24 protein-coding genes are annotated in these 25,674 nt (G+C 63.0%); 17 read left to right on the top strand and 7 right to left on the bottom strand.

The genetic code is table 11. The features are described from left to right. Positions 1–22: 22 nt before the first annotated feature. The gene (locus ACLH0I_RS17595) at positions 23–1,348 is read left to right on the top strand and encodes a hypothetical protein (protein ID WP_411384932.1); all 1,326 of its coding nucleotides are present in this window, start codon (positions 23–25) and stop codon (positions 1,346–1,348) included. Positions 1,349–1,504: 156 nt separating this feature from the next. Here ACLH0I_RS17595 and ACLH0I_RS17590 read toward each other — a convergent pair whose 3' ends face one another. Beyond that, on the bottom strand, positions 1,505–2,257 hold the full coding sequence (locus ACLH0I_RS17590) for an IclR family transcriptional regulator (protein WP_186705866.1): 753 nt from the start codon (positions 2,255–2,257) through the stop codon (positions 1,505–1,507). Between the two features lie 273 nt (positions 2,258–2,530). On the opposite strand from ACLH0I_RS17590, the gene ACLH0I_RS17585 reads away from it, so the two are divergent. The 15 genes from ACLH0I_RS17585 (at position 2,531) to ACLH0I_RS17515 (ending at position 17,923) form a co-directional block, all read left to right on the top strand. Then, entirely contained in the window at positions 2,531–4,072 is a 1,542-nt protein-coding gene (locus ACLH0I_RS17585) for an acetolactate synthase large subunit (RefSeq protein ID WP_411384931.1), read from the top strand. A gap of 10 nt (positions 4,073–4,082) precedes the next feature. After that, positions 4,083–5,573, top strand: coding sequence for an aldehyde dehydrogenase family protein (locus tag ACLH0I_RS17580; RefSeq protein WP_250964391.1), 1,491 nt, complete (start codon positions 4,083–4,085; stop codon positions 5,571–5,573). 26 nt (positions 5,574–5,599) lie between these two features. After that, the gene (locus ACLH0I_RS17575) at positions 5,600–6,394 is read left to right on the top strand and encodes an SDR family NAD(P)-dependent oxidoreductase (RefSeq protein ID WP_186705869.1); all 795 of its coding nucleotides are present in this window, start codon (positions 5,600–5,602) and stop codon (positions 6,392–6,394) included. A gap of 12 nt (positions 6,395–6,406) precedes the next feature. Further along, positions 6,407–7,447, top strand: coding sequence for a VPS10 domain-containing protein (locus ACLH0I_RS17570; protein WP_250964390.1), 1,041 nt, complete (start codon positions 6,407–6,409; stop codon positions 7,445–7,447). A gap of 11 nt (positions 7,448–7,458) precedes the next feature. Next, positions 7,459–7,908: a VOC family protein gene (locus ACLH0I_RS17565; RefSeq protein ID WP_053122009.1), complete on the top strand. Its 450-nt coding sequence runs from the start codon at positions 7,459–7,461 to the stop codon at positions 7,906–7,908. A gap of 14 nt (positions 7,909–7,922) precedes the next feature. Further along, a complete protein-coding gene (locus ACLH0I_RS17560) occupies positions 7,923–8,525 on the top strand; it encodes an amino acid synthesis family protein (RefSeq protein WP_186705872.1) in 603 nt (200 codons plus the stop codon). A 27-nt stretch (positions 8,526–8,552) separates the two neighbouring features. After that, complete coding sequence (locus ACLH0I_RS17555) at positions 8,553–9,416, top strand: alpha/beta fold hydrolase (RefSeq protein ID WP_411384930.1); 864 nt, start codon at positions 8,553–8,555, stop codon at positions 9,414–9,416. A 2-nt stretch (positions 9,417–9,418) separates the two neighbouring features. Continuing rightward, the gene (locus ACLH0I_RS17550) at positions 9,419–11,026 is read left to right on the top strand and encodes a bifunctional 3-(3-hydroxy-phenyl)propionate/3-hydroxycinnamic acid hydroxylase (protein WP_411384929.1); all 1,608 of its coding nucleotides are present in this window, start codon (positions 9,419–9,421) and stop codon (positions 11,024–11,026) included. After that, entirely contained in the window at positions 11,023–11,787 is a 765-nt protein-coding gene (locus ACLH0I_RS17545; RefSeq protein ID WP_411384928.1) for a 2-keto-4-pentenoate hydratase, read from the top strand. The genes ACLH0I_RS17550 and ACLH0I_RS17545 overlap by 4 nt, the downstream gene beginning before the upstream one ends. 189 nt (positions 11,788–11,976) lie before the next feature. Beyond that, the gene (locus tag ACLH0I_RS17540; protein WP_250964385.1) at positions 11,977–12,918 is read left to right on the top strand and encodes a helix-turn-helix domain-containing protein; all 942 of its coding nucleotides are present in this window, start codon (positions 11,977–11,979) and stop codon (positions 12,916–12,918) included. A gap of 227 nt (positions 12,919–13,145) precedes the next feature. Continuing rightward, the gene (locus ACLH0I_RS17535; RefSeq protein ID WP_250964384.1) at positions 13,146–13,814 is read left to right on the top strand and encodes a GntR family transcriptional regulator; all 669 of its coding nucleotides are present in this window, start codon (positions 13,146–13,148) and stop codon (positions 13,812–13,814) included. Between the two features lie 78 nt (positions 13,815–13,892). Then, positions 13,893–14,699, top strand: a complete 807-nt coding sequence (locus ACLH0I_RS17530) for an ABC transporter substrate-binding protein (RefSeq protein WP_411384927.1) — start codon at positions 13,893–13,895, stop codon at positions 14,697–14,699. Positions 14,700–14,711: 12 nt separating this feature from the next. Next, positions 14,712–15,488, top strand: coding sequence for an amino acid ABC transporter permease (locus tag ACLH0I_RS17525; RefSeq protein ID WP_250964382.1), 777 nt, complete (start codon positions 14,712–14,714; stop codon positions 15,486–15,488). Positions 15,489–15,490: 2 nt separating this feature from the next. Continuing rightward, on the top strand, positions 15,491–16,270 hold the full coding sequence (locus ACLH0I_RS17520) for an amino acid ABC transporter ATP-binding protein (protein ID WP_053184086.1): 780 nt from the start codon (positions 15,491–15,493) through the stop codon (positions 16,268–16,270). Positions 16,271–16,312: 42 nt separating this feature from the next. After that, positions 16,313–17,923 (top strand): gamma-glutamyltransferase family protein, encoded by a 1,611-nt coding sequence (locus ACLH0I_RS17515; protein ID WP_250964380.1) that lies wholly within the window; start codon positions 16,313–16,315, stop codon positions 17,921–17,923. A 20-nt stretch (positions 17,924–17,943) separates the two neighbouring features. Here ACLH0I_RS17515 and ACLH0I_RS17510 read toward each other — a convergent pair whose 3' ends face one another. The 3 genes from ACLH0I_RS17510 to ACLH0I_RS17500 all read right to left on the bottom strand — a co-directional run bounded on the left by ACLH0I_RS17510 (position 17,944) and on the right by ACLH0I_RS17500 (position 21,001). Further along, positions 17,944–18,960 carry an NADP-dependent oxidoreductase gene (locus tag ACLH0I_RS17510; RefSeq protein ID WP_411384926.1) on the bottom strand — a complete coding sequence of 339 codons (1,017 nt, stop codon included), beginning with the start codon at positions 18,958–18,960 and terminating at the stop codon, positions 17,944–17,946. An 88-nt stretch (positions 18,961–19,048) separates the two neighbouring features. Further along, positions 19,049–19,837 (bottom strand): SDR family NAD(P)-dependent oxidoreductase, encoded by a 789-nt coding sequence (locus ACLH0I_RS17505; RefSeq protein ID WP_411384925.1) that lies wholly within the window; start codon positions 19,835–19,837, stop codon positions 19,049–19,051. 69 nt (positions 19,838–19,906) lie between these two features. Further along, positions 19,907–21,001 (bottom strand): alkene reductase, encoded by a 1,095-nt coding sequence (locus tag ACLH0I_RS17500; RefSeq protein ID WP_411384924.1) that lies wholly within the window; start codon positions 20,999–21,001, stop codon positions 19,907–19,909. 167 nt (positions 21,002–21,168) lie between these two features. Between ACLH0I_RS17500 and ACLH0I_RS17495 the strand changes: the two genes are divergently transcribed. After that, positions 21,169–21,774 (top strand): TetR/AcrR family transcriptional regulator, encoded by a 606-nt coding sequence (locus ACLH0I_RS17495; RefSeq protein WP_186705884.1) that lies wholly within the window; start codon positions 21,169–21,171, stop codon positions 21,772–21,774. 178 nt (positions 21,775–21,952) lie between these two features. On the opposite strand, the gene ACLH0I_RS17490 is transcribed toward ACLH0I_RS17495, so the two are convergent. The 3 genes from ACLH0I_RS17490 to ACLH0I_RS17480 all read right to left on the bottom strand — a co-directional run bounded on the left by ACLH0I_RS17490 (position 21,953) and on the right by ACLH0I_RS17480 (position 25,659). Further along, positions 21,953–22,945: a LacI family DNA-binding transcriptional regulator gene (locus tag ACLH0I_RS17490; protein WP_411384923.1), complete on the bottom strand. Its 993-nt coding sequence runs from the start codon at positions 22,943–22,945 to the stop codon at positions 21,953–21,955. Positions 22,946–23,020: 75 nt separating this feature from the next. Continuing rightward, on the bottom strand, positions 23,021–24,523 hold the full coding sequence (locus ACLH0I_RS17485; protein ID WP_411384922.1) for a glycoside hydrolase family 32 protein: 1,503 nt from the start codon (positions 24,521–24,523) through the stop codon (positions 23,021–23,023). Next, positions 24,520–25,659, bottom strand: coding sequence for an ABC transporter ATP-binding protein (locus ACLH0I_RS17480; RefSeq protein WP_411384921.1), 1,140 nt, complete (start codon positions 25,657–25,659; stop codon positions 24,520–24,522). Before ACLH0I_RS17480 ends, ACLH0I_RS17485 begins: the two co-directional genes overlap by 4 nt. Between the last annotated feature and the right edge of the window lie 15 nt (positions 25,660–25,674).

Genomic DNA, 25,674 nt, shown 5'->3' with positions numbered 1-25,674 from the left:
CGCAGCACAAGGAGCTTCAACCATGCGGAACCTATCGCGTATGGAATTTTTCGGCAGTGGCCTGGCCTGTACGCTGGCGCTTTGCGCCGCGAATCAGGTCCAGGCCCATGAGTTGTATGCCGATGACGACACGCATTTCAACGCCGACCTGCTGGCAGTGTTCGGCCATTTCAACAGTCGCAAGAACTACGACGGCAGGCCCGGCGGTTCAACCTGGCGCGAAGGTTTCATCAAGTATGGCGTCAGCGGCGACCAAGGCCTGGCCGGCCATGGCACCGCCTACGGTGCGTTCAGCCTGGTCAGTTCCGCCACCTGGGGCGATGGTGACGCGGCCGGCAATTCGCTGGGCAGCGAACGCACGACGAAGATCGAAGACGCTTACCTGGGGTGGCGCTCCGCCGACCTGTTCCCCGTGCTGGGGCAGGACGGTGTCGATATCTCCGGCGGGCGGCAGGTGGTCAAGCTGGGCAGGGGCTTTTTGATCAACGATGACGGGCCGAACCTGGGCAAAGGGCCTGCCGACGGTCGCTTGAATCGCGGTGGCGCCTATTACCTGGCGGCCCGGCACGCGTTCGATCAGACCGCCGTGTTGCGCCTGGGTGGGCAGGAGGGGCTGCATGGCAGCGTGGTGTGGCTCAAGTCCGACAACCGCGCCCAGGCCGAAACCGAACTGGCCGCCGGAACGCTGGACTACACCGCCAAGGCCGGGACCTTGGGGTTGACCTGGATCCACGGCCTGGATGTGAGCGACCGGTGGGCCAGCGATTTCCAGCGGCAACGCAAGGGCATGGACGTCTACAGTCTTCGCGGTGAAGGTGACGCCGGCCTTGAAAATGCGAGCCTGGCGTTCGAATACGCTTGGCAAGACAAGGACGCCGGCCCGCAGAACGCCTGGTACGCCGAGGCCGGCTACACCTTTGCCGATCTCGCCTGGGCCCCCAAGCTGACGTACCGCTACACCCGCTATTCGCAGAAGTGGGATTCGCTGTTCACCGGGCAGAGCACCGGTTATGGCACCTGGTTCCAGGGCGAAGTCGCGGGTAATTATGCCGGGCCCTTCAACAGCAACACGGGCATTCATCATGTCGGCCTGACAGCCAAGCCGTTGGAGAACCTGACCCTCGGTGCGCTGTACTTCGACTACAACACCGTGCGTAAAGACAACGCGCTGAACCTGGATGCCCGCGAGTTGGACCTGTACGTCGAATGGGCGGTGAACGAGCATTTGATCGTCACGCCGCTGATCGGCCTCTACAAGCCGGATCGGGACGCAACGACGGGGGGCAATCAAGTGAGCGGCAATGGCACCAACGTCTACAGCCAGGTGACGGTGGCTGTGCCGTTCTGAAGCAAGGGCGTTGGATAAACCCTGTGGCGAGGGAGCTTGCTCCCGCTGGGTCGCGCAGCGGCCCCTCTTTTTTTGGGCCTGCTGCGCAGCCCAGCGGGAGCAAGCTCCCTCGCCACAGGGACAGTGTTTCTCTCGAGTGAGCAGTGTCTGTGCTTTCTAGCCGACAGCAGGCGGATTCTGCATCCGCTCGGCAATCCGCCGGGTCGTGTCCATCACCATTTCAATCACGGTTTCCTGGCGCAGCAGCTTGAAGCTGTCGGTGCTGCCGACGGCCGACAGGCTGCCCACCACGTCGTCGAGTTCGGGGTTGACGATCGGCGCCGCGATACCGGTGAGCCCCAGGTTGAGTTCGTCGTGGGTCATGCAATAGCCGTCCTTGCGGATCTTTTTCGCGGCCTTGGAAAAGCTTGCCCAGTCATAGCTGCCGTGGGGGTCGTTGGCCAGGTGCTCTTCGAACAGGCGTTGCAGGCGTCGACCCTTCTGGAAAGCGATCAACACCTTGGATTGCGCACCGCGAAAGAACGGCAGCGGCTGGCCGCGGCCGAATGAGAACTGGTAGGTGTCGCTGGGTTCGGCGATGTAGGTGTTGATGATGCGGCCGTCGTAGAAAACGCTGGCAAACACCGCCAGGCCAGTGGCATCGGACAGCTCGTGCATCAACTCGCGGCCGGCCACGAGGATCGGGTCGTACTGCCGCATCATCCAGTCCAGCTCAATGATGCGTGGCCCCAGGCCGTAGCTGCCGGCATCCACCCGAACCAGCAGGCCGGCATCGCACAAATCCTTGACGTAGCGGTACACGGTCGCTCGTGACAGGCCCATGCGCTCGGCGATGGTATCGGGGTCGATCTTCAGCGTGGCCGGGCCGAAAAGGTCCAGCACGCTCAGCATTTTGCTCAGACTGCTCATTTCGCTCCTAAAGGGGGAATGGCGCGTAGGGGGGCGTTGGGTGAGCACTATAGGTAGCCGCGGCGGTGATGAAAAGCCCGCGCATGCCCTCAGGAGCGCGTTGCCACGGTAACCGAATGCTTGAGAAATGCAAACTTATTTCCAGTCGTTTACTCTTCAAAAATATGCATTTATCTCAAAATATGATTTTAATGCAGAAAAATAGCTTGTTTTGTCGATTTGGCTGTGTGATAAATCTCAGCCACTGCAAACGCTCGATGAAGAGGGCTGGAAATGAATGGTGCGCAACTGATAGTGAAGGCGGCGGTGGCAAGCGGTATCGAATACTGCTTCGCCAACCCCGGAACGACTGAAATCCCCCTGGTGGCAGCCATGGCCAGCGCGCCAGCCCTCAAGCCGGTACTGTCCTTGTTCGAAGGGGTGTGCACCGGTGCGGCGGACGGCTACGGCCGGATTGCCGGCAAGCCGGCGATGACCTTGACGCACCTCGGTCCCGGCTTTGCCAATGGCATCGCCAACCTGCACAACGCCCGTCGCGCCAACACCCCGATCGTCAACGTCATCGGCGATCACGCGTCCTGGCACGTCAATTACGATCCGCCGTTGGCCAGTGATATCCAGGCCTTGGCCGGCAGCGTTTCCACGTGGGTACGTACCTCGCGCACGGCATCGGGCGTTGGTGAAGATTTCCAGGAGGCGGTGCGTGCCGCCTGGCAAGCCAACGGCCAGATCGCCAGCCTGATCCTGCCGATGGACCTGCAAGCCAACACCGTGCAGCACGAGAAGGCCTTCACAGCATTGCAGGCCCCGGTCCGGCGTTTTGCCGGTGACCGGATCGAGGCGGTTGCCCAGGCACTGCGCGATGGCCGGCGCCTGGTGTTTATCGTCGGCGACCAAGGCTTGTCCGTCGCCGGACTCGAAGCGGCGGGGCGCCTGGCCCGACTGCCGGGCGTGCGCCTGTTCGCCGAAACCTTTCCCCGCGTGAGTTACCGCGGTGGTGGCCTGCCGGACCTGGATCGCCTGCCTTACTTCCCTGAAGTGGCCATCGAGATCCTGGATCAATATGACGCGGTGGTCTGCGCCGGCGTCCCCGAACCCATCAGCTATTTCGGCTACGAAGGCATTGCCTCGCGGCTGGCAGAGCGCGAACGCCTGCTGTGCCTGGCTGAGGTGGGGGACGACGTTGCCGGGGCGCTCACTGCGCTGGCCGATGCCCTTGAAGCTCCGGCTTATGTGCCCACGCCAAGCGGCATCGAACTGCCGCCCAGCGAAGCCACGTTGACGCCCCAATCCGTCGGCCAGGTGTTGGCCGCGTCGCTGCCGGACGACTGCATCGTTTCGGTGGAAGGCGGGACGTGCGGCTATCCGTTCTTCACTGCCTCGGCCCATGCCGCACGGCATCGGGTCTTGACCAATACCGGTGGGGCCATCGGCCAGGGCATCCCGGTGGGCTTTGGCGCCGCCATGGCCGAGCGTGGCAACAAGGTGTTCTGCCTGCAATCGGACGGCAGTGCCCAGTACACGATCCAGACCTTGTGGAGCATCGCCCGGGAGCAATTGCCGGTGGTGATCCTGATCGCGGCCAACCATCGCTACGCCATCCTGCAAAACGAACTGCGCCGCTTCGGCATGACCGAGCTGGGCCCCGAGGCCCTGAGCCTGACGGTACTGGACCGTCCTCGCATCGATTGGAAGGCCCTGGCCAAGGGCTACGGCTTGCCGGCCAGCACCGTGCACACCAACGGCGAGTTGCAGCGCGCCCTGGCCAACGCCAAGGCCGATGGCGGTCCTTGCCTGATTGAAATGGCGCTGTGAAGGAGGGGATATGAACCAGATTCAATTGTTACCCGCGGTCGAGAAGTTCCTGTCGTTACCCGGGCGCCTGTTTATCGGCGGCACCTGGCAGGACGCCGCCGATGGTCGCCGGTTTGCCGTGGAAAACCCGGCCACTGAACACACCCTGGCGGAAGTCGCCGAAGGCGGCGAACGCGACGTGGATGCCGCCGTCGCTGCCGCCCGTGCGGCCTTCACCGGAGCTTGGGCGCAGCAGTCGCCGGCCCAGCGCGGGTTGCTGTTGTTTCGCCTGGCGGAACTGCTCGACCAGCATCGCGAAGAGCTGGCGCAACTGATCACCCTGGAAAACGGCAAGCCGATCGGCGCGGCCCGGGGCGAAGCGGCCAGCGCGGCCAACATCATCCGTTATTTCGCCGGCTGGCCGACCAAGATCGAAGGCAGCACGTTGCCGGTGTCGCCCGCCAGTGGCGCGCCGATGCTCAACTACACCTTGCGCGAGCCGGTGGGCGTCTGCGCGTTGATCGTGCCGTGGAATTTCCCGCTGACCATGTGCGTGTGGAAGCTCGGTCCGGTGCTGGCGACCGGTTGTGTCGCGGTGCTCAAGCCCGCCGAACAGACGCCCCTGGTTGCCATTCGCCTGGTGCAATTGATCGAGGCCGCCGGTTTCCCGGCCGGGGTGGTCAACCTGCTGACCGGCCTGGGGGCGCGGACCGGCGCACCGCTGGCCCAGCACCCGGACGTGGACAAGATCGCCTTCACCGGTTCGACCCAGGTGGGCCGGCTGATCGCCCAGGCGGCCACCGGCAACATGAAGAAGGTCTCGTTGGAGCTGGGTGGCAAGTCCCCCAACATCATCCTGCCGGACGCCGACATCGTCCGGGCCGCCAAAGGCGCCGCCGATGGGATTTTCTACAACCAGGGCCAGGTCTGCACCGCCGGTTCGCGTCTGTACGTGCACGCCAGCGTCCTCGACCAGGTGCTCGAAGAACTCCAGCGCCACGCCGCCGCCCATGTGTTGGGGCCAGGACTGGATCCGGCCAACAGCATGGGCCCGCTGGTCTCGGCCCGGCAATTGGGCACGGTGCGTGGCTACCTGCAGCGGGGCCAGGAAGAGGGCGCCGAACTGATCTGCGGCGGTGATCGCCCCGACCATTTGGAGCGCGGCCACTTCATCCGCCCCAGCGTGTTTCTCGACCGCGCCGAGCGCGCCTGTGTCGCCCGGGAAGAAATCTTCGGCCCGGTGCTGACCGTCATGAGCTGGACCGAAATCGACGAGCTGGTGCTGCGTGCCAACGACTCGCCTTATGGCCTGGCGGCCGGACTGTGGACCCGTGACTTGCGCTCCGCCCACCGCGTGGCGGCGCAGTTGAAGGCCGGCTCGGTGTGGATCAACTGCTGGAACGTCGTCGACCCGGCCTCGCCTTTTGGTGGCTACAAGCAATCCGGCTGGGGTCGGGAAATGAGTAAGAACGTGATCGATGCCTACACCGAAACCAAAAGTGTCTTCGTCGATCTGGCCTGAGCCGAATAATCACAAGAGGAACTGCTATGGATCTGGAATTGCAAGGCCGCGTGGCGATCGTCACCGGCGGTGGTATGGGTATCGGCAAGGAAGTCGCGCGCTTTCTGTCCCAGGAAGGTTGCAAGGTGGTGATCTGCGCGCGGCGCATGGAATATCTCCAGCAGGCCGCCGAGGAAATCAGCGCAGAGACCGGCAACGAGGTGCTGCCGCTGTTCTGTGACACCAACCAGATGTCGGCGGTGTCCGACATGGTCGAAGCGGCCCACAAGCACTTTGGCCGCATCGATATCCTGGTCAACGGCGCGGCGGCCCCGTCCGGCGTGGTGCGCAACGACATCGAACATGCCGGCGACGATGAATTGCTCTCGGACCTCAACACCAAGGTGATCGGCTATTTCCGTTGCGCCAAGGCGGTGACGCCGCACATGAAGGCCGGCGGTTTCGGTCGCATCATCAACATCGGTGGCCTGACCGGGCGTGGCAGCAAGGTCCTCTCGGGCATGCGCAACCTGGCCATCGCCCACATGACCAAGACCCTCTCCGACCAACTCGGCCCGTCCGGCATCACGGTCAACCTGATCCACCCCGGCGTGGTCGACACCCCGCACATCCAGGAGCTGTACGAGCGCGAAGGAGTCAAGCAGGGCAAGACGCCCGAGCAGGTGGAGCAGGGCTACATCGACGCGACGCCGATCCGACGCACCCTGGCCCCCATCGAAATGGGCTGGCTGATCGGTTTCCTCGCGTCCCCCAAGGCCGGTGCGGTGACCGGGGAATCCATTGGCATCGACGGCGGCTTGACCCGTGGCATCTTCATTTGAGGAGCAGCAGTGATGAGTAACGGAACCCTTTTGGTCGCCACCGTCGGGCAAGCGGTGATCCGCAGCGCCGACGATGGTCGCACCTGGCATCGCCTGGGCCTGGGCCAGGACCTGGAATTCGATGCGATCACCCGGTCCCTGAGTTTTCATCCGGGCACGCCCGAGGTGGTCTACGCCGGCACCGATGTCGGCCTGTGCGTCAGCCTTGACACTGGCGGCCACTGGCAGCGGGTGGATTCGCCGTTCAATGGGCAGACAGTCTGGAAGGTCGCGGTGGATCCCCAGGATGCCCAGCGGATTTTCGTTGGCACCGGCGCGCCGTCGCGCGCCGTGCTGTGGCGCACCCTCGACGGTGGCCAGAGCTGGGACCGTGCCCCGGTGGAAATCCCGGAATTCTGCGACGGCGTCAGTCGTCCACGCTTGCTGGCCTTCGCCTACGACCCGACAGATCGCAACCAGCTCTGGTTCGGCCTGGAAGAGGGCGGGCTGTTCCACAGCCGCGACGGTGGCGACAGCTGGACCCGCGTCGATGATCGCTTGCTGTGGGACTACAACTCGGACGTGCACAACATCGTGGTCCTGCCCAATCACGGGCAAAAGGTCATCGTCGTGGTGTGCGTCAACGCTGTGTACCGCAGCCTCGACGAAGGGCAGACCTGGACCGGCATCGTCGCCCGGGAGACCTTCGGCCTGTACTACGTGCGCGCCATGAATGCGGCGTTGGGCAGCGAGGATACGCTGTACCTGAGCATCTCCGACGGCACCCCAGGCACCACCAGCAAGGTGCTGGTCTCCCGGGATGCCGCCGTCAGTTGGGAAGTGCTGCCACTGCCGCAACAACCCAACTCCTGTGTCTGGGCGATTGCCTTGAACCCTGCCGACCCTCGCCAGATCGTCGCCGGTACCAAGTACGGGCATCTGTTCACCTCCGAGAATGGCGGTGACGGCTGGCAGAAGCAGTGGCGCGAGTTCAGTGAAATCGCTGATGTGCTCTGGACGCCCGCCGTGGCGCAAATCAAGTCCGGGCATCAATCCATCATCAAGAAAAACTGAGGGACCGTGCGATGAAAGTCGAAGTCGTTCGTACTCACCTGTCGTTGTTCGTGCGCGACCCGGAAGTCTCGGCACGCTGGTACGCCGACGTGCTGGGCATGCATGAAAGCGCCCGGGGTGAAAGCTGGATCATGATGGCGTTTGGTGCCAAGCATCACGACATCGCGTTGCTCCGCGCCGAGCCCGGGGCCCACCAGGGTGGCCTGGGATTGCAGCACTACGGGCTGGAGATCGCGGGCGACATGACCACCTTGCGCAAGCTCTACGGCATGTTGCTGAACAAGGGCGTCGAGGTGGTGAAGATCACCGACCACGAGATCGGCAACGGCGTGTATTTCAACGACCCCGATGGCAATCGCATGGAATTTTTCCTCGAGTCCGAACATGACGACGCGCTCGGCAAGGCCCGCTTCAAGGCCGCTGGCGCCCCCAGCCGGCATTTCGATCTCGACCCACTTTGAATGAGACTGCTCTTATGAAAACCGCGAATTTCGCCAGTTATCACATCCGCAAATGGTACAGCTTCGTCGAGGAAACCCTGGCCAACGAAACCGGCCAGTTGGCCGATGGCGAGCCGTTGTTCAAGTACGCCATTGGCGCGGTGATCGCCAACCCTTACGCCGGCCGTTTCAGTGAAAGCCTGGCGGAGTTGATAGAACCGTCGCCCTTGCTGGGCCAGGAGTTTGGTCGGCGCATTCGGGTCCTGGCGGGCCAGCGTGAGATCGTCAGTTATGGCAAGGCCTGCCTGGTAGGCAGCCAGGGCGAGTACGAGCACGGCAATGCGTTGCTGACCAACCCGGCGGCGGATCCAATCCGTGTCGCGCTGGGCGGCGGCAAGTCCTGGGTGCCTTCCACCGGCAAGCGCGGCGGGCCTGGCGTGACCATCGACGTGCCGCTGGCCCACAAGGACGCGCTGTATGTCCGTTCCCACTACGACAGCATTTCCCTGTCGTTCGGCGATGGTCCGGCGGCCGATGAGTTGATCATTATCTGGGCCTTCGCCACGCGCGGGCGTTTGCATGCGCGCCTGGGTGGTCTGCAGGCGGCTGACGTCAAGGGCAATGACGGCCTGTATTGAGGGGCGCTGATCGTGGGAAGCCAACGAATGTCTGCAAACAGCCAGTTTTTCACCAATCGTTCGGGGATGCGCCTGCACTATCTGTCATGGGGCGATGCGTCAGGCATTCCCGTGCTGCTGCTCCATGGGCTGCGCTCCTATGCCCAGACCTGGGATGGCCTGGCCAATGCATTGGGCGAGCGGTACTGCTGCTATGCCCTTGACCAGCGCGGTCGCGGCTACAGTGACTGGGCGGATGCCTCCAGTTACCGGACCGAGGTCTATGTCAACGATCTTGAAGACCTGGTGGCGCACCTGGGGCTGCAGCGTTTCGTCCTGGTGGGGCATTCTCTGGGCGGCACCAATGCACTGGAGTATGCGCGGCTCCATCCGGGACGACTGCAAGCACTGGTGATCGAGGACATCGGCCCGGGTTCTTCGGTCAGCGGTGACGGCGCCGAGCGGATTCGGCGCGAGATGAGCCAGACACCGCTGTTGTTTCCTGACTGGGAGAGCGCCGCCCAGTTCTGGCTGCAAGCGCGACCTGGTCTCTCTGAGGAGGGACTGGCCTCCAGGCTGATGTATTCGATGAAGGAAACCCTGGCTGGAATCGAATGGCGTCACGACCAGCAAGGTATTGCCCAGGCGCGCCTGAGCATCACCCCGACCGATCTGTGGCCGGCGGTACGGGCGCTGGATTGCCCGACGCTGTTCATTCGTGGCGCCCGTTCCGACTTCCTGCCCCTGGCGACCCTCGAGTCGATAAAGCAGGCCAACAAGTGGGTGAGCACAGAGGAAATCGCCGACGCCAGCCATTACGTTCATGATGACCAGAGCGCAATGTTCAACCTTGTCGTCATGGACTATTTGTACGACCAATGCCTACAACCACAACAACAAAGCGGTGAATAGCGATGAAGCAGGAGAAAACCCAGGTAGTCATCGTGGGCGGCGGCCCGAACGGGATCACGGCCGCTCATTACATGGGGCTGTACGGTATCGACTGCATCGTCCTCGAATTGGCTGACGGCGTCCTCCCGTATCCCCGTGCGGTGGGCATGGATGACGAGGCGCTGCGGGTGTTGCAGGGCGTCGGCATCGCTGAGCTGGCCGCACGCGACATGATCTGCAACGTGCCCCTGCGTTACTACAATGCGCGGGGCGTGTGTTTTGCCGAGGTCAAGCCGAGCACGGCGAACTATGGCTGGCCCATGCGCAACATCTTCATGCAACAGTTGCTGGAAACGACGCTGCGCGAGCAGTTGGGCAAACACGCCAGTATCGAGTTGCGCCAGGGCCATGAAATGCTCGATCTGGAGCAGGACGCCGAGGGCGTGACCTTGCAGGTGCGCGATGCCCAAGGGGAGCTGTATCAGTTGCAGGCGCAGTATGTGATCGGCGCCGATGGCGGACGTTCCAGCGTGCGCAAGAAACTCGGCATCGAACTGCTGGGGCTGACCCATCCACGCAAATGGGTGGTGATCGACACGGCCAACGACAGCCTCGATGCACCCTATACGGCCTTGCATGCCGACCCTCAGCGGCCGTTTGTCTGCATCTACCTGCCGTATCAGCAACGGCGCTGGGAGTTCATGCTCCTGGAGGGCGAAGACGAGGGCAGAATGTGCGAAGAGGCGACGATTCGGGACTTGATCCGCGGGCATATTGGCGAGGCGGTCGATCAACTTGAAATCATCCGGATCCGCGCCTACACCCATAACTCCCGGGTCGCGGCGCGCTTTGTCCAGGGCCGTGTGGCACTGGTGGGGGATGCGGCGCATATTTCCCCGCCCTGGGCCGGGCAGGGGCTCAATTCGGGCCTGCGTGATGTCGCCAACGTCAGCTGGAAGCTCGCCGCGATTCTCCAGGGGCGGGCGGCGCCGGCGATCCTGGCCAGTTACGACCAGGAGCGCCGCGGGCATGCGACCGATCTCATCGCGTTGGCCGACAACATGGGCGCGGTCCTGGGGCTGACCAACCCGTTGATGGCCGGGGTGCGGGACTGGTTGTTCCAGGCCGTCAACAGCGTCGACAACCTGCGTTCGCATTTGCTGGAATTCAAATTCAAACCCAAGGCGACCATCACCAAAGGCCTGGTGTATCACGAGCGTGCCGAGTTGCATGAGGATGATCTGGTTGGACAGTTGTTCATCCAACCGTCCATCGAAGATGCCCAGGGTCAGCGTCGGCGCCTGGACGAGGTACTGGGGCATTCGTATGCGGTGCTGGGGTATCGGGTCAATCCGAGCGAACAACTCAGCGAGCAGACTGCTGCTTATTGGGCGCGTTGGGACACGCGTTTCATCCAAATCAATCGCTCGCGCAGTGGCGTGGGGCGCAATCAACCCTTGTCTGCCAGCGGTGCCATTTGCGTCGAAGACGTCGATAACCGCCTGGGGGAATGGTTTGCCAAGGTGCGAGATTGCGTCGTGGTGGTGCGGCCGGATCGGTTCGTTGCGGCGATCACCACCCCCGAGCGACTCGAAGGCGTGTTGCGCAAACTGGCGGAGCAACTGTCATGAGGCGCGAAGAGGATCTGCTGGTCCGGCTTCACGATGCCGGGCAGGCCATACACGCCTTGCCTTCGTTGGAACCCGAGGCCGTCGATTTGCCGACGGGCTACACCTTGCAGCGCGAGGCACTGCGTCGGCGCCAGGTCGGCGGTGAGCGGCTGAGCGGATGGAAAGTGGCCTTCGCCGGCCGCGCCGCCCAGGATCGTTTCGGCATCGATGAGCCGGTATTGGGGGCGCTGACCGATGCCATGCTCGTGGAACCTGGACAGACGGTGTCCCTCGCACGGCTGATCCAGCCGAAGTTGGAAATCGAGCTGGCGTTTGTCCTGGGGCGCACGCTGGTGCCCGGTTTCTATAGCGACGAGGACATTCTCGCCGCCATTTCCGAGGTCGCGCCGGCGTTCGAGATCGCCGACTGTCGTTGGCAAGGCTGGCGTTTCGGCGTCGGCGCGTTTCTGGCCGACAATGCTGCCGCGGCGCTGTATTGCCTGGGGTCGCGGGTCAGGTTTCATCCGGGGCAACTGGCCCACGTGAACTATCGCCTGGAATGTGACGGGGTGTCCTGTGGCGAGGGCAATGCCCAGGCGCGGGAGGACACGCCCCAGGCCAACCTGTGCTGGCTGGTCCGGCGCTTGTTGGCCGACGGGCAGTGCGTTGAAGCGGGGCAGGTGGTGCTGTCCGGGGCTTTATTGGCGCCTCTGGACATCAAGGCTGCCGAGTACCGGTTGCACATGCTTGGCATGGAACTGGCTTTGGTTTTCCGGCAATAAGAACGGTTCACCAGTCCGTGGCGAGGGAGCTTGCTCCCGCTGGGCTGCGCAGCAGACCCATTTTTGTGAGCGCTTCGCCCTGGAGCGCCAGCCCGGTCAAGCGGGAGCAAGCTCCCTCGCCACAGGTTTATCGACTTCTTTGGATATCAGCTTCAGGTTTAAGCACAGCGCCACCGAGGAACAATGATCATGTTCGCCGAAGTCCGTACCTTCAATGATCCTCAGCAACACGCCGGTTCGATCCTGGGCTGGCAACAAGTCTATGACCAGCTCGGGCGCGGTTGCCTGTCCAGCGAGCTGCGGCAGGTGTGCGCCGAGCGTTTCCAGATTTTCCAGGAGGTGCTGGATAAACGCGTCGTGCAGCGCGGTTGCGCGCCAAAAGGACGCTTGTGCATTGCCATGTCCCTGGGGGGGGCGCCGGTGGTGCAGGGGCACCAGGTGGGCGCCCACAGCGTCGTGCTGTTGCGCGATGGCGAAGATTTTGTCCTGCACGCCCCGGAAGGCACGCATTTCTTCGCGGCCAACGTCGACACGGTGCGGTTTGCCAAGCTCGCGGCCTACGAACTGTCGGGCGAACAGCTCAAGCGCTTGAAAAGCGTGTCCCAGGTCAGTGTGGATGAGGTGGTGCTGCGCCGGGTGCAACAGCGGATCCACCCACTGTTTCGTCACCTTTTGGAACAGACCGATGCGGTCAATCCCGCCGCGGAGAAAATCCTCGAAGACGTGTTGCTCAACGCCTTCCTCGACCTGTTCAGCCACGCCTCGGACGAGGTGCGCGGCCGGCGCGGCAATTTTGCCGTCAGTGCCTACCTGGTCAAGCGTTGCCAGGAACTGGTGGTGGCCAGCGCCGATGTGCCCTTGAGCATCCTCGATTTGTGCGAGCAATTGCGGGTCAGCCGCAGGACCCTGCAGAACAGTTTCCAGGCCGTCACCGGCATGCGTCCGGTGGAGTACCTGCGCAACCTGCGGCTCAATGCGGTGCGCCGCCGATTGATCACGACCCGTGCGGCCGCGCTGAACGTCAGTGAAATCGCGGTGGCGATGGGGTTTTTCCACCTGAGCCATTTTGCCGTCCATTACCGGGCGCTGTTTGGCGAGTCACCCTCGGACACGCCCAGGGCACCGGCGTGATGAGTGGCCTCCTGTGGTGTTACCGAAGCGCCTTCCTGCACCGATAAAAGGCAGCCGCTGAGCTGTTTGGTAGCACACCCGTGCGACCCTGGGCCAGCGACGGGCAGTCGTTCTCCTCGGCAACTTCCTTCAAATCAAACCCTTGCACGATAACGCGTGTGGTTGGCATGCATTCTGCTTTTATGAATCCATGGATAATTGGATACAAAAATGCAGAAGGTGCTGCCATGCAATTTGCTCCGACGTACGCTGAACGCCCGCCCATGACGGCCGAGGAGGAGGCCTACAACTTCCTGCTCGATGCCATTTGTGGCGGGCGGTTACGCAAGGGCGACCGGCTGATTGCCGAGGACATCGCCAACGAGATCGGCATGAGCCGCATGCCGGTGCGCGAAGCCTTTCGCCGTCTGGATGCCCAGGGCCTGGTGACGCTGCGGCCCAATCGCGGGGCGGTGGTCAGCGGCCTCGACATCAATGAATTGCATGAAGTCTTCGAAATGCGCAGTGCCCTCGAAGGCCTGGCGGTGCGTGTCGCGACGGCGAAGATTGGTGAGCGCCAGTTGGCCGCGCTGGAGCGCTTGCTGGACGAGATGGACGATTACCGCGAGGAGAGCGCCGAGTGGGTCAGCCGCCATCGCGCCTTCCATGAATACCTGTGCAGCCTCAGCGGTCGCCCGCGATTGCTCAAGCAGATCAGCGCACTTTATTCCCTGATCGAAGCGCCCATGCGCCTCTGGCTGCAGCACGTGGAAAAGCCCTTGAGCGCGCGCCAGGAGCACATGCTGATCCTCGATGCCCTGCGTGGGGGCGATGCCGAGAAGGCCGAGGCGGTGGTGCGTGCGCACATCGAAGGCACCGTTCCTGAATTGATCGAGTTCCTGCAATCGAAAAAATAACGAGAGCAGGGGATTAGAACCCTGCCCGTGTTTTGACTTTGAGTACTGCCGTCATTTACTGAACTGGAGTGTCTGGTCATGCATAAGCCTCGCCTGTTGGTTGCCGCTTTATCCTTGGGTTTCTGTGCGCAATGGGCGGTTGCCGCGCCCGTTGTCCCGGAGCGTTTGCTCAAGGCCGAAAAACTCGTCTACTGCTCGGGCATGGATTCGCCGCCGCTGGTGTCCTTCGACGAGGCGCAGAAACCCAAGGGATTGACCGTGGACCTGGGGCTGGAAATCGCCAAGCGCCTGGGTGACAAAAAGGTGGAGTGGCGGGTGATTCCGTTTTCCGGATTGCTCCCGGCGCTGTTGGCCCAACAGTGCGACATGATCGTCGACCAGCTGTTCGACAAGCCCGAGCGCCGCGAGGTGATCGACATCGTCAACTACATGTATTCCAGCCAGGCGGTGGTGGTGCCCAAGGGCAATCCAAAGGGCCTCAAGACGCTGCCGGATCTCTCCGGACACAAGGTCGCGGTGCTCAACGGTTCCACCATCAAGACCTTACTCGACGCCGAGAACGCAACCCTGGCCAAGGCCGGCAAGCCGCCCATGAAACTGGTGGTCTACAACTCCGACACCGATGCCTTCCAGGCCCTGCGCATCAGCCAGGTCGACGCCTACGGCACCACCGTGGAAACCGCCGGTTACTACGCCACCATGGCCCCCGACCTGTTCGAGGAAGGCGTGCCGGCCTTCAGCCGGATTCTCACCGGCCTGGGTATTCGCAAGGACGATCCGCAACTGACCGCCGCCGTGCAGCAGGTGATCGGCGATATGCGCAGCGATGGCAGCTACAGCCAACTGCTCGGCAAATGGCATGTCTCCAGTGACACCCTTGATTAAGGTGAACCGTCGATGAATTTCAATTGGGATGTGTTCTGGCAGTACCTGCTCCAGCCCAGTGGGGTGTACCTCACCGGGCTCTGGCTGACCTGCCTGATCAGTGTGCTGGCGATGTTGCTGGGCTGCATGCTAGGGCTGGCGGCGGCGCTGTTGCGGTTGTCGAAGAACCCGTTGCTGCATGTGCCGGTGCGCTTTTACGTGTGGCTGATGCGCGGCACGCCGTTGCTGGTGCAGATCGTCTTTCTCTACACCGCGCTGGCCGCTGGCGGGATTTTCCGCTTCGAAGACATCGACCTGTTTGGGCTGGTGATTCCCGGCAATATCCAGGCGGCGATCATCGCCCTGGGCCTCAACGAGGGCGCCTACATGGCCGAGATCATCCGCGCCGGCATCGGTGCGGTGGACAAGGGTCAATACGAGGCCGGACGTTCCCTGGGAATGACCTTCGCCAAACTGATGCGGCGCATTGTCCTGCCCCAGGCGTTCCGGGTCATCGTTCCGCCGTTGGGCAACGAGTTCAACGTGATGCTCAAGAACACCACGCTGGTCAGCGTGATCGGCGTCCAGGAATTGTTGCTCAGTACCCAAATGGTCACCTCGGCGACGTTCCGGGTGTTCGAGTTGTACCTGGTGGTGGCGATCTACTTCCTGTTGCTGACCACGTTGTGGGGCTTTTTCCAGCGCTGGCTGGAGGCCCGTTTCGGTCAATCGGACCGACCTTCGTCGCCACCGCCGGCGTCGACGCGGATGTTCGGTCGCAGCACTTTGAACCTGCTGAGGGCACGTTGACCATGGCGCATAAAAGCGAAGAGTTGATCATCGAGGCGCTGGACGTTCACAAGTCCTTCGGCGAGTTGCAGATTCTCAAGGGCATCTCGTTGCAAGTGCGGCGCGGCGAAGTGGTGGTGCTGATCGGTGCGTCGGGCTCGGGCAAGACCACGTTCATCCGTTGCATCAACCTGCTGGAAGACATCCAGGGCGGACGCATCCGCGTCAATGGCCAGCCCATGGGCTATCGCGAACGGGCCGATGGCAGCCTGGTGCGCGAGTCGGAGCGCAACATCGCCCGGCAGCGGCGGGACATCGGCATGGTGTTCCAGCGCTTCAACCTGTTTCCCCACATGACCGCCTTGGAAAACATCATCGAGGCGCCGATCCAGGTGCTTGGAGTGACTCGCGCCGCCGCGCTGGAACAGGCCCGTGGGTTGCTGGAGCGGGTCGGCCTGGCGGACAAGGCCGATCACTACCCATCGATGCTCTCCGGCGGCCAGCAACAGCGGGTGGCGATTGCCCGGGCCCTGGCCATGAAACCCCAGGCCATGCTGTTCGATGAACCCACCAGCGCCCTCGACCCGGAAACCGTCGGCGAGGTGCTGCAGGTGATGAAGGAGTTGGCCGAGGAGGGCATGACCATGGTCGTGGTGACCCATGAAATGGGCTTTGCCCGGGAAGTGGCGGACCGTGTGGTGGTGCTCGACCAGGGCGAGCTGATCGAGCAAGGGCCGCCGGAGCAGATTTTCTGTCATCCGATTCATCCGCGCACCCGGGCGTTTCTCAGCCGCGTGTTGTGATATTCCCCGGCCACCGAATTCCTGTATTGAAGAGTTTTTGCCATGCTTAAATTTTCAGCCCACGAGTACCCTTATCCGTCGCAGCGCCAGAGCGTTTTCGCCCGTCGGGGCATGGTCGCCGCGTCCCAACCCCTGGCGGCCCAGGCGGGCATCGAGATCATGCAAAAAGGCGGCAACGCCATCGACGCCGCCATCGCCACGGCGGCGGCGCTGACGGTGGTGGAGCCCACGGGCTGCGGGATCGGTGGTGACGCCTTCGCGCTGGTCTGGTGCAAGGGCCAACTGCATGGCCTCAACGGCAACGGCCATGCGCCGGCGGCCTTGAGCATCGAGGCGGTCAAGGCCGCTGGCCATGAAAAAATGCCGGTCTATGGCTGGACACCCGTGACGGTCCCGGGCTGCCCATCTGCCTGGGCCGAGCTGTCCCGACGCTTTGGCAAGCTGCCCTTCGCCGAGCTGCTGCAACCGGCCATCAGCCTGGCCCGGGACGGCTTTGCGCTGTCGCCGGTGGTTGCCCATCAATGGCAGATCGCTGTGAACGAGTTCGCACCCCATCGGGACGCCGTGCTGGACGCCTGGTTCGAGACGTTCCTGATCGACGGCCGGGCGCCACGGGCCGGGGAGATCTTTCGCAACCCGGCCCAGGCGCGCACGCTCCAGGAGCTGGCCGACACCGCCTGCGAAAGCCTTTATCGCGGTGCCTTGGCTGAGCGCCTGGACGCTCACTCCCGGGCCGGCGGCGGCTACCTGCGCGCCTCGGACCTCAAGGATTATCGCGCCCAGTGGGTCGACCCTATACACGTCAATTACCGAGGCGTGGATGTCTGGGAAATCCCGCCGAGCGGGCAGGGCCTGGTGGCCTTGATGGCCCTGAAGATTCTGGAAGGCTTCGACTTTGATCAGCGCGACAGCCAACAGACCTGGCATCGTCAATTGGAAGCGATGAAATTGGCCTACAGCGACGGCCTGCACTACATCACCGACCCCCTGCACATGCGCGTGGCGGTGACTGACCTGCTCAGCGATGACTACAGCGCCCATCGCAGAGGGCAGATTGGCGAGCAGGCCCAACCGCCCGCGCCCGGCGACCCCCACGCCAGCGGCACGGTGTACCTGGCGACCGCGGATGGCGAGGGCAACATGGTCTCGTTCATCCAGAGCAACTACCACGGGTTCGGCTCCGGCGTGGTGCTGCCCGACAGCGGCATCGCCTTGCAGAACCGTGGGCAGGAATTCAGCCTCGACCCGAGCCACGCCAACTGCCTGGCCCCAGGCAAGAAGACCTTCCACACCATCATTCCCGGATTCCTTACCCGCGATGGCGAGGCCCTTGGCCCCTTCGGCGTGATGGGCGGCTACATGCAGCCCCAGGGACATGTGCAGATGGTCATGAACCTGGTGGATTTCGGCCTGAACCCGCAAGCGGCCCTCGACGCTCCGCGCTGGCAATGGCTGGGCGACATGAAGGTCGGGATCGAGCACGGGGCTTCACGGGACCTGGCCAATGCCCTGGCGCGCAGGGGGCATGAGGTTCAGATCGCCAGTGACCTGACCGACTATGGTCGCGGCCAGATCATCCTGCGCGACCCAGTCAGCGGTGTGCTGTGCGGTGGGACCGAACCCCGGGCGGATTCGCATATTGCGGTGTGGTGATGAACGTGGGCAAACGGGTTTCACTCATCGGCCATTCCTGAGTGGACATTGATGACGACCTTGCCCTTGGCGCGTCCTTGTTCGACGTAGCTCAAGGCATCGGCCGTCGCCTCGAAAGGGAAGGCTCGGTCAATCACCGGCTTGAGGCTGCCGGACTCAACGAGCGTCGTGATCTCGCGCAGTTGCGCGCCACTGGCGCGCATGAACACGAACGCGTAATTCACACCTTTTCGGCGGGCCTTGCGGCGGATGCCACTGCTCAACAGGCCCATGATCAGCCGCAGCGGCCAGGAAAATCCCTGGGCCTGGGCGAACTGCGGGGAGGGTGGTCCGGAGATGGAAATGAGCTGGCCGCCGGGCTTGAGGATCTTCAGCGACTTCTCCAGTTCATCGGCGCCCAGGCTGTTCAATACGACGTCATAGTCCTGCAGGACGCTGAAGAAATCCTGCTGCTTGTAATCGATGACAACGTCAGCTCCCAGCGCTTTGACCCAAGGCACATTGGTGGTGCTGGTGGTGGTCGCAACGAAGGCACCGAGGTGTTTGGCAAGCTGGATGGCGAGGGTGCCGACGCCCCCTGAACCGGCTTGGATAAAGACCTTTTGCCCTTTCTTCAATCCCGCGGTTTCCACCAATACCTGCCAGGCCGTCAGGGCGACCAAGGGCAGGGCGGCGGCGTCTTCCATGTTGAGGTTTGCCGGTTTCAGGGCCAGGGCATTTTCGTTCACTGCAATTTGCTCGGCAAAGGTGCCGATGTGCCCATCCGGGGCGCGGGAATAGACTTCATCGCCCGGCTTGAATTGCTCGACACGGGATCCCACCCGCATCACCACCCCGGCGACGTCATGCCCCAATGTCAACGGAAACGAGTAGGGCAGGATCAGCTTGAATTCGCCTTTGCGGATCTTCGAATCCAGGAGGTTGACGCTGGCGGCGTGGACGCGGACCAGAACGTCGTGGTCAGCCACTTCAGGGGCCGGTACCTCGCCGATACGGCCACTGTGCTTACCGTAGCGGTCGATTAGAAATGCCTTCATGGTGCTTGGTTCTCATAAGGGGCAGCAGGCTGGCCAGCCATCGAGCCATCCGGCGCGTTCCTTCGCGCCGGGGGCCGCTAGACGTCGATCACGGCAGGTCTTGATAGCGCTCGGCAACCTGGGACTGCTTGATTTGCCCGAGCAGGCCTTGGCGCGCCGCCTGCAAGGCATCCCAGCGCGCCTCTTCCTGCAAGGGCGGGATGGTGACCGGCTCGCGACGATCGAAGCCGACCAGCGCGGCATCGACCAGGTCAGCGACTTCCATGATTTCGTTCAAGGTGTTGATGTCGATGCCCGCGCGTTCCCAGATCTCGGTGCGAGTGGCCGCAGGCAGGACAGCTTGAACGTAGACGCCTTTCGGGGACAGTTCCAGGCTGAGGCCCTGGGAGAGAAACAACACGAACGCCTTGGTCGCGCCGTAGACCGACATGCCGAACTCCGGTGCCAGGCCCACGACGGAGCCGATGTTGATGATCGCCCCGTCACCCGCCTGGACCAGGCGCGGGGCGATGGCGCTGGCCAGCCGGACCAGCGCGGTGGTGTTGAGCGACACGAGGTGCGCGACGCTGTCGGTCGACTGTTCGATGAAGCTGCCGGACTGGGCGGCACCGGCGTTATTGACCAGGATGCCGATGCTGGCGTCGTCCCGTAGGCGGGCTTCGACGGTAGTCAGGTCGCTGATCTGGGTGAGGTCGGCCTGGAGAATGTCGATGGCAACGTTGTGTTCGCTGCGCAGCTTGGCGGCCAGGGCTTCCAAGCGCGTGCTGTCGCGGGCCACCAGGACCAGTTTGTGCCCGCGTTGGGCAAAGCGCTGGGCATAGACAGCGCCGATGCCGGTGGAGGCGCCAGTGATGAGAACGGTTGTGCGAGTGTCCATGGGTAATTCTCTTTTTCAGGGGAAGTTAGCGCGCTGTTTTCCAGGTGCGCCGATGGGTTCTGGTCAGGATTACCGCGCGCTGGATTCAGCGAGCGTCGGGTAGTCGATGTAGCCCGCCGCACCGCCGCCGTAGAGCGTGGCGGGATTGAAGGCCGACAATGGCGAGCCGGTCTTGAGCCGCTCGACCAAGTCCGGGTTGCCGATGAACGGCCGGCCGAAAGCGATCAGGTCAGCCTGGTCTTCAACGAGACGCGCGGTGGCCAGGTCCAGGTCGTAGCCGTTGTTGGCGATGTAGGTGTTCCTGAAGCGCTGGCGCAATGAGCCGAAGTCGAAGGGGGCAACGTCGCGCGGCCCACCTGTCGCGCCTTCAACCACGTGCAGATAAACGATGTCCAAGGCGTTGAGCTGATCGACCAGGTAGTCGAACTGGGCCTGGGGCGCGCTGCTGGACACGCCATTGGCCGGCGAGACGGGCGAGAGGCGCAGGCCGGTGCGTTCGGCCCCGATTTCTTCCACGACGGCTGCGGTCACTTCCAGCAGCAGGCGAGCACGATTTTCAATCGAGCCGCCATAGGCATCGGTGCGCACGTTGGCGCCGTCCTTGAGGAACTGGTCCAGCAGATAACCGTTCGCGCCGTGGATCTCTACGCCATCAAATCCCGCCGCGATGGCGTTCGCCGCCGCCTGGCGAAAATCGTTGACGATCCCCGGTAACTCATCGATGTCCAACGCTCGCGGTTCGGAAACGTCCTCGAAACGGTTGTTGACGAACACCTTGGTCGCCGGACGCAAGGCGGAGGGGGCGACTGGGGCGGCGCCGTTTTCTTGCAGGTCGACGTGGGAAACCCGGCCGACATGCCACAGTTGCAGGAATATCCGCCCACCTTTGGTATGCACGGCATCGGTGACTTTGCGCCAGCCGTCGATCTGCGCCGGCGTGTAGATCCCAGGCGTGTCCTGATAGCCCTGGCCTTGCCGGGAAATCTGTGACGCCTCGGAGATCAGCAGGCCGGCGGACGCACGTTGGCTGTAGTAAGTGGCCGCGAACTCGCTCGGTACAAAACCTTGCCCCGCGCGGTTACGTGTCAGCGGTGCCAGGACCACTCGATTGGACAGTGTGAGATTACCCAACGTGTAGGGCGTGAACAGGTTCTGGTCGGTCATGGTGTCTTGTTTCCGTATGTTTGGAGAAGCGTTGTGGGCAGCTTGCCGACGCGAGCGGGGCTTTTCATTAGGATGATGACCGAAATCTAAACTGTCAACGAATTTGATTATGCTCGACATCTATGTATGATGTGAGCATGATTTTGAGTAGCACGAGGGAGTGGAAAATGCGCGTAACCAAGGCCCAGGCCCAGGCCAATCGGGAGCACATCGTCGAGACGGCCTCTGTCTTGTTTCGTGAGCGAGGCTTTGACGGCGTGGGTGTGGCGGATCTGATGGCGGCCGCCGGGTTCACCCATGGCGGTTTCTACAAACATTTCGGCTCCAAGGCCGACCTGATGGCCGAAGCGGCCGCGAACGGCCTGGCGCAATCGCTGACCAACAATGTGGGTATCGGCGTGCCTGAGTTCGTCAATGTCTATGTGTCCAGGGAGCACCGTGACGCCCCCGGCGGCGGTTGCACCATGGCGGCGCTGTGCGGGGATGCTGCCCGTCAACCGCCCGAGCTGAAGGCGACCTTTGCCAACGGCATCGAAAACACGCTGGCGGCGCTCGAAAGCCAGTACGACACCGGGCAAGAGGCGCCGCAGCAAGAGGTGAGGGCGAAGATGCTCGACATGTTGGCCCATGCCGTCGGCGCGATCATGTTGTCGCGGTCCTGCCCGGACGATTCCGCCCTGGCCGATGAAATCCTCGAGGTGTGCCGCGCCCGGATCATCGCGTCGTTGCCGCCAGCACCCGCGCAGCAGCCTGCCGTGGACACCGAATCATAAGCACCCGAGATCAATGTGGGAGCCGAGCTTGCTCGCGATGACGGCGGCACATACAACTTCAATGCAGCCTGACCCACCGCTATCGCGAGCAAGCTCAGCTCCCACAGGGATTGGAGTGATCATGATGCTGTTCACTTAAGCAAAAAGGTGCATCTCTGGCCACAGGTTGCCGGCGGCCTTATAGCGATGCCCTGACCACCAGCGGGCAATCCACCGGTTGAGGGCCCGACACCTCAAGGGTCTCGATCAGGTGCCGGGCCGCCTGGCGACCGATCTCGTAGTAAGGCAGTTGCACCGTGGTCAATGGCGGCATAAACAGTTCGGCGATGCCGATCATGTTGTCATAGCCGAGCACCGCGACATCGCCGGGAATTTTCAAACCGCGGCCCAACAGCCATTGATAGGCACAAAAGGCGATGCGGTCGTTGCCGCAGACCAGGATGTCGAATTGCGGACGGCCGTCGACGATATGCCGGTCGAGAATCGCGGCGGTTTCACCGTAGGCATCGTGATCGGAAAGATCGTATTGCAGGAGTGCATCCGGCGCCAGCCCGAAGGTCTGGCAGGCGCGTTGCAGGCCTTGCTGACGCAGGCGCCAGGCCACACTTTTCCTGGGCAAATTGATGCACAGCGGGCGCCGGTAGCCTTGGCTCAACGCATGATGCACGGCGCGATACTGCCCGGCTTCATCATCCGGCACATAGCTGACCAACTGGTGGTCATCGGCCAGGCAATTGGCGAGCACCAGCGGTTTGCGCTTGAGTCGCTCGGGAATGCTCACCTGGCGCAAGCCCATGGCGCTGAAGATCAAGCCATCGGGGCGGTGCGACAGCATCAGGTCGATGTTCTGGTCGGTGGGCGGGTTGCTCAGCAGGTTGAGGATGAACACATTCCAGCCCGCCTGCTGCGCGGTCTGCTCGATGGACAGCAGCAACTCGACGGCGAACGGCGTGGTCGCGGTGTCCAGTGCGAACACCCCGATGGTGCGTGCTTGCAGGTTGTCGCCGCGCATCCGGCGCGCCGACAGGCTCGGTACGAATTGCAGTTCATCGATGGCGCGACGGACCCGTTCGAGGGTTTCGGGGCTCAGTTTTTCCGGCGTGTTGAGCGCTCGCGAAACCGTCATCAGGGATACGCCGGCCAGCTGTGCAACGTCTTTCACGGAAGTCATGCGAAGTGCGGCCAGTCAGGTTGACGCCGAATCATGCCACAGCGCCCGCGCTTCTCGCGACTCGGATGACGTGACTCATAGCCAACCCGAGCCCAGCGACCAGGCGTTGGCAATGGCGACGCGCCCGCCAGTGCCGTTGGCCAACAATTTCACCCCGAGGCTGTCGGGCCGGGGATAGAGGCGACTGCTGAGGCTGAAACGGCCATTGTCCTCGAACACCTCGATGGACGAGCGATCGAGAAACACCCGCAGGTGCAGTTGTGTGTGTGTCGGCGCTATCGGCACGCTGCGCTGACCGCTCACTTGCGCACCCGAGCGGCTGCGATCGAGCACCAAGCGTTGCAGGGTCGCGTCGTAGTAAAGCAGCGTCTGTTCCCGCTCATCGGCACTGCAGCGCAAGGCGATGCCCAGTTGGCCTTCGCTGCAACCGAGCAGATCCAGGTGCACATGGATTTCCAACCGGTCGCCTGTCACCTGCGGCACCCAGCGGCTGCCGGACTCAGCCCATGGCGCGACGCTCGGCAACGGCGCCTGGCGCAGCGCCGTCAGCTCTCGCGCCGGAAACACGCCAAGGCGATCGCCCTGCAATTCCAGCTCGCGGGGCAAACCGAGCATGCCGCACCAGTGATGGGCCTGGCTCGGCATCGGGCTTTCCCACATATCCAGCCAGGCCCACACCAGGCGCCGACCATCGGCGGCCACCAGTGTTTGCGCGGCGTAGAAGTCGTGACCGTTATCCAGCTCGATGAACGGCCCGCCGCTGAAGTGCCAGTCGCTGTCGAGCTGGCCAATGCGATAACCGGTCTGGTACTTGTTGAGCCGTTCATAACCTTCGGGCTTCATGCCTTGCGGGGAATACAGCAGCACATCGCGTCCGTCCAGGCGAAACAGATCCGGGCATTCCCACATGTAGCCATCGCCCTCATTGCCGCTGGACACGTAGTCGAGAAATTCCCAGGTGTGCAGATCGGCGGAGCGGTACAGCGGCAGCAGCGGCGTGTCGCCCAGGCGTGCGCCAGCAATCAGGTACCAATAGCCGTCTTCCTGCCAGACCTTGGGGTCGCGAAAATGCATGATTGCCGCTTGCGGGGCGTGCTCGATGACGGCGCCATGCTTGACGAACCGGACGCCGTCGACACTGGTGGCCAGGCATTGGACCTGGCGGATGAAGCGTTCGTCACCGACGTCTCCCAACCAGGTGTGCCCGGTGTAGATCAGCGCCAGGGTGTCGCCACATACCACCGCGCTACCGGAAAAACAGCCGTCGCGGTCGAAGTCGTCGCCGGGTGCCAGGGCAATGGGCAGGTGCTGCCAATGGACCAGGTCGGCACTCTTGGCATGGCCCCAGTACATCGGGCCCCATTTGGCGTCGAAGGGGTGGTGTTGGTAGAACACGTGGTACTCGCCACGAAAGAACACCACCCCGTTAGGGTCGTTCATCCAACCCGTTGGCGGGGCCAGGTGATAGTCGGGTCGATAGTCATGGATCAGGTGAGGCAGGTTATCGATCAGGGCCTGCTGGGCCCTTTCGAGAGAGGCTGGCATTGGGTTGTTCATGTTCTTCAAGGACAAGGTCATAGGGCGCCCGCAGATGCCGGGCGTGGAGCGACGCCAGCAGGCAGGCTGTCGATGGTGCGGCGCTTCAACGCCGTGCCGTGGGCGTCGAACACATGCAGGTTGTCGATATCCAGTTGCAGCTCGACCCGGTCACCCACCCGCCATCCGGCGTTGACCTCGCAACGACAGACCATGGGTTCGTCCTGGCCGGCGTCGAGGTGCACATAGGTTTCACTCCCCAGGTATTCGACCGCGCTCACCACGAGGCCGGTCGTTCCCTGTGCCGCCTTGAGGGAGAGATGTTCCGGGCGAATCCCCAGGCTCAGTTGGGTATTCGCCGCCAGGCCCGAGCTGTCGACGGACAGGGGCGTCATGCCCAGCACCAGGCTTTCCACCTGGCTGGTTTCGCCCGGCGTATGCAGGAACGCGGCAATGAAATTCATCCGGGGTGAACCGAGGAAACCAGCGACAAAACGGCTGGCCGGACGCTCGTAGAGTTCCCGTGGCGAGCCGACCTGCTCGATGCGACCGCCATTGAGCACGACGATCTTGTCGGCCAGGGTCATCGCTTCGACCTGGTCGTGGGTCACGTAGATCATCGTCGAACCCAGTCGCCCATGCAGGCGGGCGATTTCATTGCGCATCTGCACGCGCAGGGAGGCGTCGAGGTTGGAGAGTGGCTCGTCGAACAACAGGATGTCTGGCTCCCGTGCCATGGCCCGGCCCATGGCCACGCGCTGGCGCTGGCCGCCCGACAGTTCCCGTGGCTTGCGTTGCAGCAGCTTGTCCAACTGCAGGATTTGCGCGGTTTTCAACACCCGCTCGCGCAGGCTGGTCTTTTCGGTCTTGGCCAACTTGAGGCCAAAGCTGATGTTGTCGTAGACGCTCATGTGCGGGTACAGCGCATAGGACTGGAACACCATGCCGACGCCACGCTCGCGCGGCTCCAGGTCGTTGACCCGGCGACCGTCGATCAGCAGGTCGCCGCCACAGATCGAATCCAGCCCGGCGATCAGGCGCAGCAGGGTCGACTTTCCGCAGCCCGAAGGGCCGACGAAGACCACGAACTCACCGGCCGAGATTTCCAGGCTGACGTCACGAAGAATGCGCGCGCCACCCAATTGTTTGTTCACGTTGTCCAGCTTCAACTTGATCACGATGCGGTTCCTTTC

This window comes from Pseudomonas sp. MPB03, assembly GCF_046605385.1.
Taxonomy (GTDB): Bacteria; Pseudomonadota; Gammaproteobacteria; order Pseudomonadales; family Pseudomonadaceae; genus Aquipseudomonas; species Aquipseudomonas zanjanensis.
Note: the sequence above shows the minus strand (reverse complement) of the source record. Positions and strands in the feature narration are given on the sequence as shown.

Excerpts from the sequence above, each read along its gene's own strand:
- ACLH0I_RS17520 (WP_053184086.1), top strand. The coding sequence starts at position 15,491 with ATGGCGCATAAAAGCGAAGAGTTGATCATCGAGGCGCTGGACGTTCAC.
- ACLH0I_RS17540 (WP_250964385.1), top strand. The coding sequence starts at position 11,977 with ATGTTCGCCGAAGTCCGTACCTTCAATGATCCTCAGCAACACGCCGGT.
- ACLH0I_RS17485 (WP_411384922.1), bottom strand. The coding sequence starts at position 24,523 with ATGACCTTGTCCTTGAAGAACATGAACAACCCAATGCCAGCCTCTCTC.
- ACLH0I_RS17495 (WP_186705884.1), top strand. The coding sequence starts at position 21,169 with ATGCGCGTAACCAAGGCCCAGGCCCAGGCCAATCGGGAGCACATCGTC.
- ACLH0I_RS17560 (WP_186705872.1), top strand. The coding sequence starts at position 7,923 with ATGAAAACCGCGAATTTCGCCAGTTATCACATCCGCAAATGGTACAGC.
- ACLH0I_RS17545 (WP_411384928.1), top strand. The coding sequence starts at position 11,023 with ATGAGGCGCGAAGAGGATCTGCTGGTCCGGCTTCACGATGCCGGGCAG.
- ACLH0I_RS17565 (WP_053122009.1), top strand. The coding sequence starts at position 7,459 with ATGAAAGTCGAAGTCGTTCGTACTCACCTGTCGTTGTTCGTGCGCGAC.
- ACLH0I_RS17535 (WP_250964384.1), top strand. The coding sequence starts at position 13,146 with ATGCAATTTGCTCCGACGTACGCTGAACGCCCGCCCATGACGGCCGAG.
- ACLH0I_RS17595 (WP_411384932.1), top strand. The coding sequence starts at position 23 with ATGCGGAACCTATCGCGTATGGAATTTTTCGGCAGTGGCCTGGCCTGT.
- ACLH0I_RS17580 (WP_250964391.1), top strand. The coding sequence starts at position 4,083 with ATGAACCAGATTCAATTGTTACCCGCGGTCGAGAAGTTCCTGTCGTTA.
- ACLH0I_RS17555 (WP_411384930.1), top strand. The coding sequence starts at position 8,553 with ATGTCTGCAAACAGCCAGTTTTTCACCAATCGTTCGGGGATGCGCCTG.
- ACLH0I_RS17550 (WP_411384929.1), top strand. The coding sequence starts at position 9,419 with ATGAAGCAGGAGAAAACCCAGGTAGTCATCGTGGGCGGCGGCCCGAAC.
- ACLH0I_RS17590 (WP_186705866.1), bottom strand. The coding sequence starts at position 2,257 with ATGAGCAGTCTGAGCAAAATGCTGAGCGTGCTGGACCTTTTCGGCCCG.
- ACLH0I_RS17505 (WP_411384925.1), bottom strand. The coding sequence starts at position 19,837 with ATGGACACTCGCACAACCGTTCTCATCACTGGCGCCTCCACCGGCATC.
- ACLH0I_RS17510 (WP_411384926.1), bottom strand. The coding sequence starts at position 18,960 with ATGAAGGCATTTCTAATCGACCGCTACGGTAAGCACAGTGGCCGTATC.
- ACLH0I_RS17585 (WP_411384931.1), top strand. The coding sequence starts at position 2,531 with ATGAATGGTGCGCAACTGATAGTGAAGGCGGCGGTGGCAAGCGGTATC.
- ACLH0I_RS17525 (WP_250964382.1), top strand. The coding sequence starts at position 14,712 with ATGAATTTCAATTGGGATGTGTTCTGGCAGTACCTGCTCCAGCCCAGT.
- ACLH0I_RS17530 (WP_411384927.1), top strand. The coding sequence starts at position 13,893 with ATGCATAAGCCTCGCCTGTTGGTTGCCGCTTTATCCTTGGGTTTCTGT.
- ACLH0I_RS17490 (WP_411384923.1), bottom strand. The coding sequence starts at position 22,945 with ATGACTTCCGTGAAAGACGTTGCACAGCTGGCCGGCGTATCCCTGATG.
- ACLH0I_RS17575 (WP_186705869.1), top strand. The coding sequence starts at position 5,600 with ATGGATCTGGAATTGCAAGGCCGCGTGGCGATCGTCACCGGCGGTGGT.
- ACLH0I_RS17515 (WP_250964380.1), top strand. The coding sequence starts at position 16,313 with ATGCTTAAATTTTCAGCCCACGAGTACCCTTATCCGTCGCAGCGCCAG.
- ACLH0I_RS17570 (WP_250964390.1), top strand. The coding sequence starts at position 6,407 with ATGAGTAACGGAACCCTTTTGGTCGCCACCGTCGGGCAAGCGGTGATC.
- ACLH0I_RS17500 (WP_411384924.1), bottom strand. The coding sequence starts at position 21,001 with ATGACCGACCAGAACCTGTTCACGCCCTACACGTTGGGTAATCTCACA.